At 71.7% G+C, this 14878-nt stretch carries 17 protein-coding genes and 1 CRISPR repeat array; of the genes, 6 read left to right on the top strand and 11 right to left on the bottom strand.

The window, feature by feature from the left end:
* Positions 1 to 74: 74 nt before the first annotated feature.
* Positions 75 to 896, bottom strand: a complete 822-nt coding sequence (locus BUE43_RS08745) for a lipase family protein (protein WP_073480845.1) — start codon at positions 894 to 896, stop codon at positions 75 to 77.
* A gap of 346 nt (positions 897 to 1242) precedes the next feature.
* Between BUE43_RS08745 and BUE43_RS08740 the strand changes: the two genes are divergently transcribed.
* Positions 1243 to 2235, top strand: a complete 993-nt coding sequence (locus tag BUE43_RS08740) for an SMP-30/gluconolactonase/LRE family protein (protein WP_083959515.1) — start codon at positions 1243 to 1245, stop codon at positions 2233 to 2235.
* 129 nt (positions 2236 to 2364) lie between these two features.
* On the top strand, positions 2365 to 3432 hold the full coding sequence (locus BUE43_RS08735; protein ID WP_073480843.1) for a GDSL-type esterase/lipase family protein: 1068 nt from the start codon (positions 2365 to 2367) through the stop codon (positions 3430 to 3432).
* 131 nt (positions 3433 to 3563) lie between these two features.
* Here the strand turns inward: BUE43_RS08735 and BUE43_RS08730 are convergent, their stop codons facing one another.
* Positions 3564 to 4028, bottom strand: a complete 465-nt coding sequence (locus BUE43_RS08730) for a flavin reductase family protein (RefSeq protein WP_234995607.1) — start codon at positions 4026 to 4028, stop codon at positions 3564 to 3566.
* Between the two features lie 221 nt (positions 4029 to 4249).
* On the opposite strand from BUE43_RS08730, the gene BUE43_RS08725 reads away from it, so the two are divergent.
* Complete coding sequence (locus BUE43_RS08725) at positions 4250 to 4954, top strand: ArsR/SmtB family transcription factor (protein ID WP_073480842.1); 705 nt, start codon at positions 4250 to 4252, stop codon at positions 4952 to 4954.
* A gap of 420 nt (positions 4955 to 5374) precedes the next feature.
* Positions 5375 to 5770: direct repeats of the CRISPR family, unit length 28 nt; unit sequence GAACCATCCCCGCGCGCGCGGGGCCGAC.
* A 95-nt stretch (positions 5771 to 5865) separates the two neighbouring features.
* Here the strand turns inward: BUE43_RS08725 and BUE43_RS08720 are convergent.
* Entirely contained in the window at positions 5866 to 6711 is an 846-nt protein-coding gene (locus BUE43_RS08720) for an aldo/keto reductase (protein ID WP_143174032.1), read from the bottom strand.
* Positions 6712 to 6833: 122 nt separating this feature from the next.
* Positions 6834 to 7118, bottom strand: coding sequence for a DinB family protein (locus BUE43_RS08715; RefSeq protein WP_407697099.1), 285 nt, complete (start codon positions 7116 to 7118; stop codon positions 6834 to 6836).
* Positions 7119 to 7209: 91 nt separating this feature from the next.
* Here BUE43_RS08715 and BUE43_RS08710 point away from each other — a divergent pair, with 91 nt between their 5' ends.
* Entirely contained in the window at positions 7210 to 7698 is a 489-nt protein-coding gene (locus BUE43_RS08710) for a pyridoxamine 5'-phosphate oxidase family protein (RefSeq protein ID WP_073480840.1), read from the top strand.
* 52 nt (positions 7699 to 7750) lie between these two features.
* Here the strand turns inward: BUE43_RS08710 and BUE43_RS08705 are convergent, their stop codons facing one another.
* Positions 7751 to 8200, bottom strand: a complete 450-nt coding sequence (locus tag BUE43_RS08705; RefSeq protein ID WP_200797416.1) for an Lrp/AsnC family transcriptional regulator — start codon at positions 8198 to 8200, stop codon at positions 7751 to 7753.
* A 10-nt stretch (positions 8201 to 8210) separates the two neighbouring features.
* The gene (locus BUE43_RS08700) at positions 8211 to 9365 is read right to left on the bottom strand and encodes a M24 family metallopeptidase (RefSeq protein ID WP_073480839.1); all 1155 of its coding nucleotides are present in this window, start codon (positions 9363 to 9365) and stop codon (positions 8211 to 8213) included.
* 300 nt (positions 9366 to 9665) lie between these two features.
* Between BUE43_RS08700 and BUE43_RS08695 the strand changes: the two genes are divergently transcribed.
* Positions 9666 to 10619, top strand: a complete 954-nt coding sequence (locus BUE43_RS08695) for a 5'-3' exonuclease (RefSeq protein WP_073480838.1) — start codon at positions 9666 to 9668, stop codon at positions 10617 to 10619.
* 272 nt (positions 10620 to 10891) lie between these two features.
* A complete protein-coding gene (locus tag BUE43_RS08690) occupies positions 10892 to 11710 on the top strand; it encodes a ribosomal RNA small subunit methyltransferase A (protein WP_073480837.1) in 819 nt (272 codons plus the stop codon).
* Positions 11711 to 11768: 58 nt separating this feature from the next.
* Here the strand turns inward: BUE43_RS08690 and BUE43_RS08685 are convergent, their stop codons facing one another.
* The 5 genes from BUE43_RS08685 to BUE43_RS34110 all read right to left on the bottom strand — a co-directional run bounded on the left by BUE43_RS08685 (position 11769) and on the right by BUE43_RS34110 (position 14835).
* Positions 11769 to 12134: a nuclear transport factor 2 family protein gene (locus BUE43_RS08685; RefSeq protein WP_073480836.1), complete on the bottom strand. Its 366-nt coding sequence runs from the start codon at positions 12132 to 12134 to the stop codon at positions 11769 to 11771.
* 160 nt (positions 12135 to 12294) lie between these two features.
* Entirely contained in the window at positions 12295 to 13038 is a 744-nt protein-coding gene (locus BUE43_RS08680; protein ID WP_143174031.1) for a PP2C family protein-serine/threonine phosphatase, read from the bottom strand.
* A gap of 156 nt (positions 13039 to 13194) precedes the next feature.
* Positions 13195 to 14025, bottom strand: coding sequence for a helix-turn-helix domain-containing protein (locus tag BUE43_RS08675; protein ID WP_073480834.1), 831 nt, complete (start codon positions 14023 to 14025; stop codon positions 13195 to 13197).
* A 283-nt stretch (positions 14026 to 14308) separates the two neighbouring features.
* Positions 14309 to 14677, bottom strand: a complete 369-nt coding sequence (locus BUE43_RS08670) for a hypothetical protein (protein WP_073480833.1) — start codon at positions 14675 to 14677, stop codon at positions 14309 to 14311.
* The gene (locus tag BUE43_RS34110) at positions 14674 to 14835 is read right to left on the bottom strand and encodes a hypothetical protein (protein WP_159447715.1); all 162 of its coding nucleotides are present in this window, start codon (positions 14833 to 14835) and stop codon (positions 14674 to 14676) included. The genes BUE43_RS08670 and BUE43_RS34110 overlap by 4 nt, the downstream gene beginning before the upstream one ends.
* Between the last annotated feature and the right edge of the window lie 43 nt (positions 14836 to 14878).

The raw sequence follows: 14878 nt of genomic DNA, 5'->3' as shown, positions 1-14878 counted from the left end.
CGGAGAATCCTCCTGGCGCACGCCGCGCCACGACCGCCCTTTCTCCGCCGCCACCTCGGCTTTCGCGCGGGCGGTCAACTGGTGATGTTCTTCTCCAACGCGTCGACGTACTTGTTGATGCTGTGGTCCCGCACCGCGTCGCTCGCGGGGGCGAAGGCGTCGGCCGTGAATCCCTTGGCGCGGTCCGCCAAACCGGTCAGCACGGGCATCCGCTCGCGCAGCTTCCCCGACGAGTCGATGTAGCGCACGACGTCGACGTGGTGGTAGGCAGGCTCGGGCGGCAACTGCGGCACGATGTCGTTGTTGTTGACGAATCGGAACATGCGGTCGGTGAAAGCCTTGTTGTGCGCCGCGGCCAGCAGCCGGTCGCAGGTGCGGGGCTGCCCGAAGGTGTAGATGCCGTCGACGCGCAGGTTCGGCTCCTCGAAGTACAGCCGGGCGCCGGCGAGCATGGCCAGCGCGCCGCCGAGGCTGTGGCCGGTGAACCAGATCGTCTGGTCCCGGTCGCGGAAGTCCTCCAGCGCCGCCCGCACCTGCGGGTAGATCGACTCCAGCGCGGCGGCGAAACCGTAGTGGACGTAGCCCTGCCCGCCCGGGCCCCGCGACGGCGGGGTGTTGACGTCGGACAGCCAGTCCTTGATCTTGGCCGGCTCGGTGCCCCGGAACCCGGTGACGATCATGTGGTCGCTGGCCATCGTGTACGCCTGGGTGTCCTCCAGCGGGAACGGCGGCCGGAACGTGGTCTCGTGGTGGCTGACCCGGCCGAAGCCCCACTCGTCGGCCTGCTTCACGATCACGTTCTGCGGCTGGTAGGCGAGCTTGGCGGCGCGGGCCATCCAGTAGGCGAACGGGAGGCTGTACTCCCGGGTGTGGTGGTCGAGGGCGGCGACCGGCATCGCGATTCCTCCGGGGACGAACTGGGTCTCGGCACTGGTTGTCGGAACTGGGCGACCACGAACGTGATCAAGGTTGGTCTAGCGGGGATCGGGCGCCGGCCCGCCCGAGCACCCCCGCGCACCACCCGAACGTGTCGGAAAAATCAGACTGACGAGCGATCCAGCGCGCAGTGCCCGCCGCCCAGCAGGTCACCGACCTCCCGAACGGACATCCGCGGGGGTGCCCGCCCGACCACCGTCCTGTTTCACCTGGTGGAGTGATGTCCGGCTGTCGCAGGGCGCGCAGGGTGACGCAAGCCGTCCTCGCCGCACGTCGGATCCGCCGGGTTCGGTCATGCTGGGGGTCATGTCGCCAGCAGGAGACGCGCCGGTCGTCCGCGGCCCCTACGAGATCCACGACGAGCGGTTCGCACCCTGCGCCCACGGCGACCTCCGCCTGGAACGGCTGTGGGACGACGGGCGCTGGCTGGAGGGGCCGGCCTACTTCCCCGCCGGCCGCTACCTGGTGTTCAGCGACATCCCCAACGACCGGCTCCTGCGGTGGGACGAGACCACCGGCGCGGTCGGGGTCCTGCGGTCCCCGGCCCACCACCCCAACGGCAACACCGTGGACCTCCAGGGCCGCCTGGTGACCTGCGAGCAGGGCGAACGCCGGGTCACCAGGACCGAGCACGACGGCACGACCACCGTGATCGCCGACCGCTTCCGGGGACTGCGGTTCAACAGCCCGAACGACGTCGTCGTGCGCTCGGACGGCTCGATCTGGTTCACCGACCCCGACTACGGCATCGCCAGCGACTACGAGGGCCACCGCGCCGAGAGCGAGATCGGCGGCTGCCACGTCTACCGGGTCGACCCGGCGTCCGGGCAGACGCGGGTCGTCGCCGACGACTTCCAGCGCCCCAACGGGCTCGCCTTCAGCCGCGACGAGCGGCAGCTCTACGTCGCGGACACCACCGCCGGGCACATCAGGGCGCTGGACCTGGCCGAGGACGACACGTCGAGCCCCGTCACCGGCGGCCGGGTGTTCGCCGAACCCAGCGGCGGCGACGTCGACGGCCTCCGGCTGGACGCCGACGGCCGGGTCTGGACGGCGGTCGGCGAGGCCGTCGACTGCTACGACCCCGACGGCTCCCTGCTGGGCCGCATCCGGGTGCCGGGCCGGGTCGCCAACCTCACCTTCGGCGGCGCGCGCCGCAACCGGATGTTCCTCTGCGGCGGCACCGCGCTGTACTCCCTGCTCATGTCGGTGAACGGAGCGCGCCGGCCGACCACGAGAACGGCCCTGGACCGAAGCGCGCTTCACCGACCAGCGAAGCTACCTCTTCCAGGGGGTTGACCAGCCACTTCAGTGGGACGGCCGACCCGTCGCGTCACCCGCTGTCGACCGGGTCCCGCCCTCGTCCGGCGGGACTCGCCCCACCGGCCGGTGCCAACCGGTGGAGCGACTCCTTACACTGATCACACTATGCGGCCTCTGCGAACCCGGCTGCTCGCCGCCTTCCTCATCCTCCCGGCGCTCACGCTGCTGCTCCTCGTCAGCGACCGGCGGTTCGTGCCGCCCTCGCCGCCCGAGGACAAGCCCAGGGCCCTGGTCGCCCTCGGCGACAGCACCATCTCCGGCGAGGGCGCCGGCGACTACGAGCGCGGCACCGACGGCGAGAACGGCAACTGGTGCCACCGTTCCGCCAACGCCCTGATCCACCGCACGGCGGTGCCCGGCGTCGAGCGCACGATCAACCTCGCGTGCTCCGGGGCCAACGCCGACCACGTCGCCCTCACCGACGCCCAGCACTACAACGAGGGCTCGCAGACGCGCCGCCTCGCGGAGGTGGCCAGGGACAACCGGATCACCGCCGTGGTCGTCGGCGTCGGCGCGAACGACGACCCCCGCTTCAGCGACATCGTCATGCGCTGCCTCTGGGCGTGGTTCCTCAAGGACGGCCCCGACTGCAACCGGGACGCCGGCAAGGAGTGGTCCGACCGCGTCGACCGCATGGTCCCGAAGGTCACGAAGGCCCTCACCGACGTCCGCTCCGTGATGCGGCGCGCGGGCTACCCGGACAACAGCTACACCCTCGTCCTCCAGTCCTACGCCGCGCCCGTGGGCACCTCCGTCTCCCCCAGCCTGCAGAACCTCAACGGCTGCCCGTTCCGCAGCTCGGACCTGCGGTGGGTCGAGGACAACGCGGTCGGCCGCCTGGCCGCCGGCCTGCACCGCGCGGCCGACCTGGTCGGCGCCCGGTTCCTGGACATGTCCCGCGCGGCCCGCGGCCACGAGGCGTGCGCCGGCGGCACGGACACCAGCCGCGAGTGGTTCGCCCGCCTCGCCCTGGACTTCAACGCCCTGCGCGACAACCAACGCGCGGAGCACTTCAGCCAGGAGTCCTTCCACCCCAACGCCCGTGGCCACAACCAGTTCGGCCGCTGCCTCGGCGAGTTCCTGACCACCAAGCACGAGGACGCCGCCTGCCTGCTCGGACCCGACGGCTCCCTGCACCCGGTGCCGAACCAGGCCGTCCGCGCCTCCGGATGACGTCGCCACCTGGCGACGCGCAGGCGGACAAGACCGCGAGTTCGGACAGGCAAAGGGAATCCGCCTGATCCCGACCTTCGCGTGGTGTCCATCCGGGACAGTCAGTTCGTGGACAGTCAGTCCGTGGACTGTCAGCCTGTGGACCGGAAGGACCGGGCGAACTCCGCGCCCCGCCCGAGATAGCGCCGGAACGCGTAGAACAGCGGTCGCCACGCGTCCACCACGACGTGCCGGCCGTCCGCGGCGGCCAGTTCCGGATGCACGTGCACCCGCAACACCTGTGCCTCGACCACGCCGACGATGTTCTCCTCCGCCACCCTGGTGGAGACCACCCGGCACTCGACCTGGATCGGGCACTCCGCCACGCGCGGAGCCGAGACCAGCTCGCTCGCGACCGGTGTGAGGCCGGCGGCGCCGAACTTGTCCCGCTCGGTGCGGAACACACCCGCCTTCTCCGGCGGAACGGGGTCCGCCGCCGTCAACGGCGCCAACCGCTCAACCCGCGGCCACAGGTCCTCGCTCGCGTAGTTCAGCACGCATTCCGGGTTTTCCCGCAGATTCTCGAACGTCTGCCCGGTCCGGCCCAGCCCCAACAACGCGGTTCCTGCCGATCACCCACGCCGAGGACATCGGCATGAGGTTCGGCGACCCGTCGGAATTCAGACTCGACAACAGAACGACCGGGGTTCCCGGGTACAACACGGGCGGGTCGAGCACGACGGACTCGGGCGCGGCGAACTGTGTTTGGATCACGACGAAAGACTCACCCAACGACGTCTCGGCGCGCGCCGAAACGTGCGTCGCCTACCGTGGCGGTGTGGAGAACGTCGACCTGGCCGCCGTCGCCGCCGTGCTCGCCGACCGCAGCCGCGCGGCCATGTGCCTGGCCCTGCTGGACGGCCGGGCCTGGACCGTCGGCGAGCTGGCGCGGGTCGCCGGCATCGCCCCGTCCAGCGCCAGCGAGCACGTCTCCCGGCTCCGCGAAGCCCGGTTCGTCGAGACGATCCGACAGGGCCGACACCACTACGTCCGGATCACCGACCCCAAGGTCGCCGACCTCGTGGAACGCCTGGCCGAACACGCCGAGGGCCGCCCGGTCCGCGGCCTGCGCGCCAACCTCCGCGCGAACCGCCTCGCCTTCGCCCGCCACTGCTACGACCACCTCGCCGGCCGCCTCGGCGTCGCCCTCCGCGACGGCATGCTCCACAAAGGACTGATCGACACCACCGACGGCCTCACCCTGACCCCCACCGGCCGCACCGTCCTCACCGACCTCGGCGTCCCCATCCCCCAACGCCCCCGCCGCCCCCTCCTCCGCGACTGCCTCGACTGGACAGAACGCCGCGAACACCTCGCCGGCGCCCTCCCCGCCGCCATCCTCCGCCACGCCCTCGACCAGGGCTGGCTCGAACCCGGCGAAGGCCGAGCCCTCCGCCCCACCAGAACCGCCACCACCCCCTTCACCCACCTCGGCATCCCCCTCCCCACCCTCACCCCCACCCCCCACCTCCACGCCGTCTAACCCCTCACCCCCACCACGCGGGGACGACGGACCTCTCTGGTGAGACCCACATCGCCGAGGAACCATCCCCACGCATGCGAGGCCGACAGCAGCGCGGTGGTGGCGTTGGTCGTGCCGTAGGAACCATCCCCGCGCGCGGGGCCGACCGCCCACGGGTCCCCGGAGGTGTTGACTCGGCGGAACCATCCCCGCGCGCGCAGGGCCGACGCCGTGGACGGTACGGCGGTGACCACGCACGCGGAACCATCCCCGCGCGCGCGGGGCCGACGCAGAATCCGCAGAATTCCACAGACCAGCTCGTGAACCATCCCCGCGCGCGCGGGGCCGACGCAGTGACGTTCGGCGTCGTGCTGCCTGCTCTGGAACCATCCCCGCGCGCGGGGCCGACTTCTTTTTGTCACCGGAAGCTACCGGAAGCTAAGAACCATCCCCGCGCGCGCGGGGCCGACGCCTGTCTGGTGTGGGTGTCCCGGCAGGGGGGGGAACCATCCCCGCGCGCGCGGGGCCGACTCGCACTGGCACAGCGAGGTCGCACGGCGCGGCGGAACCATCCCCGCGCGCGCGGGGCCGACGGCAGCGGCGAGCGGTCCGGTTGCGGGGGACGGGAACCATCCCCGCGCGCGCGGGGCCGACAACGCCACCGCTGACAAGTAAGAAACGCCAAGGGAACCATCCCCGCGCGCGCGGGGCCGACCTCATCATGAGCCCGGCGCAGTGAATCGGCCAGGAACCATCCCCGCGCGCGCGGGGCCGACCGTGGGCAGAGGCGTCACCTCGGCCACCCTGCCGAACCATCCCCGCGCGCGCGGGGCCGACACTTCGTGACCTGGGCTAATAGCGGGCCGGGGGCTCGGTTTTGACCATTTGCTTGTGGGATGTGCGCACGGGCGCAGGGAACATCATCAGCTGTGTCAGGGCGCTCCCGGGGTGTGGTGGTGGGCCAGGCGGTGGATGAGGGCGCGCTGGTCCGGGGTCAGGGGTGGGGCCGTGCCGGCAGCGGCGTTCGCGGCCACGTGGGTCGCGCTGCCGGTGGCGGGGAGGGCGGCGGTGACATGCGGGGTGGAGAGGGTCCAGCGCAGCAGGGCTTCGGGCCAGGTGCGGCAGCCCGTGGCCGCGATCTCGTCGGGTGACGGGCCGGACAGGAGCTCGCCCTCCGCGAACGGGCGCATGGCCAGCACGCCCAGGCCGAGTTCCGCCGCCAACGGCAGCACCTCGGCGATCACGTTGTGCTCCAACGGGTTCACGGGCACCTGGATGACGTCGACCATGCCCGAGCGCATCGCCGCGACGAGGTCGTCCCGGGTGCCGCTGCCCGGCATGTGGCCGTCCCGACGGTAGGTGATCCCGACCAGGCCGACGTCGCCCGCCTCGCGGCGCTCCGCGAGCCAGGGCAGGTGCGTGCGCCAGCCGATGAGGTTGTGGACCTGGATGAGGTCGAGCCGGCCGCCGAAGCGGCGGAGTTGGCCGTCGAACTGCGCGCGGCCCTCCGCGCCGTCCTCGGCCCAGATCTTGGTCGCCACGAACGCCTCGGACCGGCGGTCGCCCAGCGCGGTCGCCAGCGCCTCCTCAGAACGCCCGTACACCGACGCGGTGTCGAAAACCCTTACCCCGCTTGCGAAAGCGGCCGCGACGACCTCGTCGGCGAGGTGCTGTCGATCCGCCGGCAGGTCGAACCGCCGCCAGGTGCCCAGCCCGACGCAGGGAACAGAGGATCCTCGGCGGCCCAACTGGCGCGGCTGTGGTTCCCGGGCGTTCATGCGGCCCACAGTAGATCGCGCGTCAGCTCCATCTGCCCGTGGTGCTGGCACAACTCCTCCAGCACGTGGACCAGGGCGACCCCCTGCGTCCAGCCGCCGTCGGGCGGACCCCACGACGAGGTTCACGGCGCGGCGTGCAGGGGCGCGCCCGGGTCGAGGTTCACCAGGTCCGCGCGCAGGCGTCGCTTGGCCGCCGCCACCCGGGCCACCAGGTCCGCCACCGGTCCCGAAGCCGTGAACTCGGCCGCGCGGTCCCGGTGCACCACCCGGCCCGCCACCAGATGGCCCACCCAGTGCTCCATCACGCCGAGGCAGTGAGTCAGCAGCGCATAGGCGGAATTGGCTCCGTCCAACGCCGGCCGACGGTTGGCCAGCTCGTCACCCAGCTCCGTCACGATCCGGGTCATCCCGTCCAGGGCGCGGTCAACGAAGAACAGACAGTCGTCGCGTGAGAACACACCGTATGATCACCCGCGCCCGATCCAGCAGACTGTGGACATGACCACAGCCTCGTTCGCCGACGTGCGGGACGAATTCCTGCGGTTGACCACCGAGATCGTCTGGTCCACCGTCGCCACGGTCGACCGCCTCGGCCGGCCCCGCACCCGGGTGCTGCACCCCATCTGGGAGATCGTCGAGGACCTGCCCGTCGGCTGGGTCCTCACCACCAAGACACCGGTCAAGGCAGCGCACCTGGCGGCGAACCCGCACGTGTCCTGCGCCTACTGGTCCCCCGCGCACGACACCGTCTTCGCCGAGTGCCGGGCGAGCTGGGTCGAGGACCTCCCGACCAAACAACGCGTGTGGGAGCTGTTCCGCAGCGCTCCCCCGCCCCTGGGCTACGACCCGGGCGAGTCGCTGCGCACCACCCCTGACGACCCCACGCTCGTGCTCCTGCGCCTGGACCCCTGGCGCGTGGGGGTCCGCACGTTCGACGACCTGGCCGCCCGCCGTCCCGGCCGCGTCTGGCGCTCGCCCCGCTCCTGAACCGCCTGTTCCCCTGCGACGCGCGCGTCGCAGGGGAACAGGGAGGCCGGACTCAGACGGCCGGCGGCCGGTCCTCGTAGGGCGTGGACAGCACCACGGTGGTCCGGGTGGAGACGTTGGCCGCCTCCCGGATCTGCCGCAGCAGCTCCTCCAGCCCCGCCGGCGAGGCCACCCGCACCCGCAGGATGTAGGACTCGTCGCCGGCCACCGAGTAGCACGCCTCGATCTGCGGCAGGTGCTCCAACCGCTGCGGGTAGTCGTCCGGCGCGGCCGGGTCGAACGGCGTCAACGAGATGAACGCCGTCAGCCCCAGGCCGACCAGCTCACCGTCCAACCGGGCCGCGTACCCGGTCACGACCCCGCGCTGCTCCAACCGTCTCACCCGTTGGTGCACCGCGGACACGCTCAACCCGACGCGCTCGGCCAGGTCGGTGTAGCTGCACCGGCCGTCCGACGCCAGTTCCCGCAGGATCGCCCGGTCGATGGGCTCCAGCTGGTTCACCCCGAACTCCTCATGCGGGCAGCCGCACCAGGTCCCGGGTGCGGTTGTTCAGCCGCTCGACCCCGTCCTCGGTGACCACGACGATGTCCTCGATCCGCGCGCCCCACCGGCCGGGCAGGTAGATGCCCGGCTCCACGCTGAACGCCATGCCCGGCTCCAGCGCCAGGTCGTTGCCGCTCACGATGTAGGGGTCCTCGTGCACGTCCAGGCCGATGCCGTGGCCGGTGCGGTGCACGAAGTACTCGCCGAACCCGGCGTCGGCGATCACCGAGCGCGCCGCCGCGTCGATCTGCTCGGCGGTCACCCCCGGCCGCACCGCGGCCACGGCCGCCTCCTGCGCCGCCTGGAGCACCGCGTAGGTCTCGCGGACGTCGTCGTGCGCCGGCTCGCCCATCACGTACATGCGGGTGCAGTCGGAGTTGTAGCCCTCGGCCACCGGCCCGCCGATGTCGACCACGACGACGTCGCCGGCCTCGATGCGCCGGTCGGACAGGCCGTGGTGCGGGCTCGCGCCGTTCGGGCCGGAGCCGACGATCACGAACGCGACCTCGGTGTGCCCCTCGGCCACGATGGCCTCGGCGATGTCCGCGCCGACCTCGGCCTCGGTGCGGCCCACGCGCAGCCACTCACCCATCCGGGCGTGCACCCGGTCGATCGCCTCGCCGGCCTTGCGCAGCCCCGCGATCTCCGCGGCGTCCTTGCGCATCCGCAGCTCGCGCAGCACCGGCCCGGCCAGCACCTGGTGCGACCCGCTGACGGCGTCCCGCAGCCGCAGCGCGTGCAGCGCCGGCATCATGTCGGACACCGCGAGCTGCCGGGCCGCGCCGCCGCCGCGCCGCAGCAGGTCGTTGACGACCTGGTACGGGTCCTCCCCGTCCACCCAGGTCACGATCTCCAGGCCCAGGGCCTCCACCGGCACGTCCGCGTAGCCGGGCTCCTCCAGCTTGGGCAGCACCAGGGCGGGCGCCGCGGCGCTGCCGGCGGCCGGCAGCACCAGGCAGGTCAGCCGCTCGAACGACGAGCCGCCCACACCCAGCAGGTACCGCAGGTCGGAGCCGGGGGTGACCAGCAGCGCGTCCAGGTCGGCGTTCGAGGCGGCGGCGCCGGCGCGGTCGAGCCGGGCGCGCAACACCTCCGGGTCCAGGGTGGTGGTCGTCATCGACATGGCGCTGAGCCTAATCCGCCACCGCGACAGCCGCGTCCGCCCGGGGGCGCACCCGGGGTGCGGTCGGGTGGCCCGCCGCTCTGCCGCCGGACGGGGAACGCCAGCGGACACGGGATGGCAGTGCGGGCTCATTCTGAGCAGGCGAGTTGGAGGTGGAGACTTTCCGGGCGGACGGCGTGCTGTCCGGAAATTTTTTCGATCAGCACTGAAGTCATTCGGGCCACAGGGACAAAGAACAAAATCCGCTCGGCGTGGTGTGGGACCGATGTTGTGTCGGGCCCACCTGGCACCCTGTCCGGCGTGACCGCTCCCCTGGTGCTGCTGGACGCCGCGAGCCTGTACTTCCGGGCCTACTTCGCGCTGCCGGAGTCGATGACCGCGCCGGACGGCACGCCGGTCAACGCGGTGCGCGGTTACGCCGACATGGTCGCCAAGATCATCACGGACCTGCGGCCCGGGCGGCTGGTCTCCTGCCTGGACGCGGACTGGCGGCCGGCCTTCCGGGTCGAGGCCCTGCCCTCCTACAAGGCGCACCGGGTGGCCGACGCCGGACCCGACGCCGACGGCGCGGAGGAGGTGCCGGACACCCTCACGCCGCAGGTTCCGATGATCATGGAGCTGCTCGACGCGGTGGGCCTGACCACGGCCGAGGCCGAGGGCTTCGAGGCCGACGACGTCATCGGCACGCTGGCGCACCGCGAGCGGACCGACCCGGTGGTGGCCGTCACCGGCGACCGCGACCTGTTCCAGGTGGTGCGGGACGAGCCCACCCCCGTCCGGGTGCTCTACGCCGGCCGCGGCCTGGCCAAGGCGGAGCTGTTCGGCCCCGCGGAGCTGGCCGCGCGCTACGACCTGCCCGAGGAGGGCGCCGGGCCGGCGTACGCGGAGATGGCGGCGCTGCGCGGCGACCCCTCGGACGGCCTGCCCGGCGTCGCGGGGATCGGGGAGAAGACCGCCGCCCGGCTCGTGCGCGAGTTCGGTTCGCTGGCCGCGTTGCTCGCGGTGGCCAACGACCCGACCGACCGCCGGCTCAAGCCGGCCGCGCGCACGAAGCTCCTCGCCGCCCAGGAGTACCTGGCGGCGGCGCCGACCGTGGTCCGCGTGGTGACGGACGCGCCGGTCCGGCAGGACCGGGAGAGCGACGCCGTGCCCGCCGGGGCGGTCGACGCGGAGCGGGCGATCGCGTTGCGGGACCGCTGGAACCTCGGCGGTTCGGTGGACCGCCTGCTCAAGGCGCTGAACCAGTCGCGGTGACACCGCACGGCCGTGACGCACCCCACCGGTAATTCGGTTGGACCCTCCACTTCGGTCTGATTAGCGTCACCGACATGGCAGCCTTCGCGAGCTTCTGTTTCTGCTACTGCCGCACGCGTCGCTGAGCGCGACGGCGTGATCCCCACGGCGTGACCGTTCTGGTCACTGGCGCGCCGTCGCCTCGTCGTGCCCGTTTCCCGGTCTGAACCGGATGTCGCGGGCACGACGCATCAGGACTCCCTGGCACTTCTTGAGTCTGGATGTGATGGCGCATGCCAGCGCGTACGCTCGCGCCCAATTACCACGGCACGCATTTCCTCCGTTCCGCCGCGGTCGCCACCAACCTGGTGCGCGCCTCCGGCGTCGGCCGGGACCACCTGGTCGTCGACCTCGGCGCCGGCGGTGGTGCGATCACCGCACCCCTCGCCGCCACCGGCGCCCGAGTGCTGGCGGTGGAACGGAACCCGAAGTTCGTCGAGACCCTGATCGACCGGTTCTCCAACACCGCCAACGTTCGCGTGATCCAGGGTGACGCGCGGACCGTGCCTCTGCCCCACCGGCCCTACCAGGTCGTGGCGAACATTCCGTTCTCGGTCTCCACTCCCCTGCTGCGTCGGCTGCTCCAGTCCCCGCGCACCCGGCTGCGCCGTGCCGACCTGATCGTGGAGTGGGGTCTCGCACGCCGGCTGACCCGGCCCCGCCCGCGCGACCTGGAGACGGCGTGGTGGGCGGCACGCTTCGAACTCGCGCTGGTGCAACGCATCCCGCGCACCTGTTTCTCCCCATCGCCCACAGTGGACGCTGCCCACCTGTCGATCCGCCCGCGCTCGGGGATGGGATCGCGGGTTCTCCCGCCCCTGTGGTGGCTGGTGCACGCCGGCTACACCTCTCCACAGAGGACAGTGCACGCCCTGGTCACCGAGGTCGCGGGCGCGCGCCAGGCCCGCCGTCTCGTCAGGATGGTGGGCCTGGAGTCGAACACCCTGGCCGACCAGGTCACCGTGGAGCAGTGGGCCGGGCTCGCCCAGGGCTTGGCCGAGGCCGACACCGTGTCCTGGCCACCGCTTCCCCGCCGCCTCGACCGGGTCTGACCGCCCGAACGCGTCGGGGGACGGTCACGCGCGTGACCGTCCCCCGACGCGAAGCCGCTCAGGCAGCGGGAACCTTGTCGAGGAACCCGTGCACGTTCCGCAGCCGGCCGTCCTCGGTCAGCACCACGACGTCGAAGCCGACCACGAGGGCCTCCTCGTCGCCCGCCGCCAACTCCCACGTGAACCGCGCGAGGTTGTGGTGGGCGTCGACCGGGCTGCCGAACCGGAAGGACAGGCCGGGGAACTGCTGCTGGACCGCAGCGATCATGGCGTCGATCGCGGCCGGGCCCTCCGCGACCGTCTGCGGGTCCACGTAGCTGCCGTCCTCGGCCCACAGGGCGTCGATCTCCGCCCGACGACGGGCGGGGTCCCGCTCGTTCCACGTGGCCAGGTACCGCTCGACCAGCTCCTGGACGTCGCTCATGACTGTCTCCCCTCACCACGGACTGGTTTGCCGCCCCCGGCCCCGTTTCCGGCCGGGCTGACGAAAACGATCGTGGCATGTGGACGGACACAGCGTCGATTACCCCGGAGGTAATGCCACGTCCTCCTGGGCGACGCGGCCCAGCTCCTCTGACGCGCGCTCACTCCTCGCCTTCAGCCGTCGGCGCCGTCCCGGTTGACCAGCCGTCGGCCTGAGGGTGCGGAACCACCAGCGCCGTGATGTCGTCGCTACTCCGTTCCCGCGCGGCCTTCACGAGCTGTTGCGCGCACATCTCCGGGTCCGACGCGTGTTCCTGGAGGACGGTGGCGATCTCGGTCTCCGGGAGGCGGTGCAGACCGTCGGAGGCGAGCACCAACAACCGGGACCGGACGCACATCCCCCACACCCCGTAGACGTGGGCGAGGTCCAGGCTGTTCATGATCCGGTGGTCCACGCGCCGGGCGTCCTCCTCGCTCGCGCCCCGCGCCCGGAGCAGTTCTCCCTGCGTGTGCGGGTTGGTCACGCGCTTCACCGAGCCGTCGGTGGCCCATCTGTAGGCGGCGCTGTCCCCGGCCCACGCGATCTGCCAGTAGCGGCCGGGAAGAGCGGTGGCCACGACGATCGCCCCGCTCGGCGACGAGATGTCCTCGGTGGGGTCCTCGCAGAGCTCGGCGGCGGCCATCACCCCCCACACCGGGGTGCGGCGCGCGGCGATCCTCACCGCGGTGGCGGCGGCGAGCTGCGCGAACTCCGCGACCTCCGGAGTGGAACCGGTGCCGTCGACGATCGCGACGGCGAGCCGGTCGTGGAACTGGTGATGGGCGTGGGCGTCGGCGTTGAGCGGGCGTCGCGGTCCCTTCTCGGTCGCGACGCCGATGACGGGTTGGGAACAACTCGCTGTCATGCCCACGCTTTCTACCCGCTGCGCCACGCGAGAAGCCGTCTTCGTGCGACGACAGCGAACAATCCACCGGACGAGTGGCGAACAACCGCACACGACTGTCACCCACAGCAGTGACGAAGCCTGTGGGTGACAGTCACCGTGGACGTGGTCAGCGCTCTATAGATCTCCCTTCCTCTGCCTGCGAAGAAGCTCAGCGACGTAGCCCGTGGAGTCGCTGGGGTTCAGCGCGGCGTCCAGCAGAACCTCGATCACCCCCCGGTAGTAGCCGGTCTCCGGCGCCTGGTCCGCGAACACCACGGCCACCGGTGTTTCCAGCACCACGACCGGGGACTGGTTCTCGTACTCGCAGAGCACGAACCCGCTCACGCCCACGGCGGCCGTGGCGGGGGCGACCCGGAAGGCGACCGACTCCCGCCGGGCCAGATCCAGCAGGTACTCGTACTGGGCGGCCATCACCTCCCGTGACCCCACCACCCGGTGCAGCGCGTCCTGTCCGACCAGCAGCGTGGCGTGTGGCGACTGGTCGCCGAGGAGAACGGTCGAGCGGCCACGTCGGCATGCGACGCGACGTGTTGCTTCCTCGGGCGTCAGCCGCAGGGCGTCGCACAGGTGGCGCGTGTAGTCCTCGGTTTGCAGGGGGCCGGGAATGGTCAGGATGTCGACGACGGTGACCGTGGTGGCGTCGCTCTCCAGATGGGCGTGAACACCGGGGAGTTCGCGGGCGGCGGGGCACCATCCCTGCGCGGGGGAAGGCCGACACAGGTCCAGCAGAGCCTCACGGTCGGGATTGGCGATCCCGTACAGGGTCAGGAGAGCGGCGACGTCCTCGATTTTCAGGCCGCGTTTGGCGCTTTCCAGCCGGGAGATCTTGCTCAGGGAGAACCCGATGAGGTCGGCGACGCGCTGTCCGGTGTGGCCGGTGGTTTCCCGGAGGCGACGGAGTTCCGCGGCCATCATGCGTTCCTGGATCGTGGGGTTGTGGGCCATGTCAGTGTTCCTGTCCGATGACGAACGGCACGATGACGAACGGCGACAGAACCTGGCCGCCGGACCCTCCGGTGCTGGCTGCGGCGGACGTGAGAACCACGACGAGGGCGGCGATCACGACGCGCCGAGCTGACGCTCGGAACAAGGCTTTCCTTTCGGAGCGAGGAGACGGGCGGTGGGACCGAAGGGTCTCGGCCCCACCGCTGCTCCGGCCGGCGACTCGGGACGGAGTGGCCGGAGCACCCGCCCACGTGAGCGTGACGAGGAACCGTGGGCGGGAGATCTACAGGGGAACGGACTCGATCGGAGTCCACAGTGGAGGGGCGGACGCCACGACCAACCTCGGCGCGAGCCGATCCTCGGGCGGTGGCAACGACAGCAGGGCGAACACGACCTCACCCAGTCCGCCGTCCCGCTGCCACACGATGCCGGGCGGCTCCTCCCCGGTCATCCGCAACCCGGTCACGTCACTCGGCGAACGCACGCCGATCGCGTCCCGATGACCACCCGGCCACTCCCGGAACCCGTCCACCTCGACCGGCCGACCATCCCGCACCAGCGGCGGCAGGAACCGCCATCCCCCGTTCCGCAACGTGATGAGGTGCGCCAACTCCGGGAACGCGTCCACCGCCGCCTGATCGGTGACGTTCACTGGCCGCCCCTGTCCACGGCCTGCCGCTGCCGCCGACGCCAGGCCCGCACCTGCTCCTCGATGGGTGTGGTCGGCAACACGACCCGCACCCGCCGACTTCGGCGCTCGGCCATCCGCTCATCCCACTCAGCCGCCTCCTCCGGGGTCACACACCTCATCAACTCGCACCTGAACTCCAACACGATCCCATCCTGTCCTTTG

The sequence above is a fragment of the Streptoalloteichus hindustanus genome (assembly GCF_900129375.1).
GTDB lineage: Bacteria > Actinomycetota > Actinomycetes > Mycobacteriales > Pseudonocardiaceae > Streptoalloteichus > Streptoalloteichus hindustanus.
The sequence above is the reverse complement of the archived record's forward strand: the minus strand, read 5'-3'. Positions and strand labels throughout refer to the sequence as shown.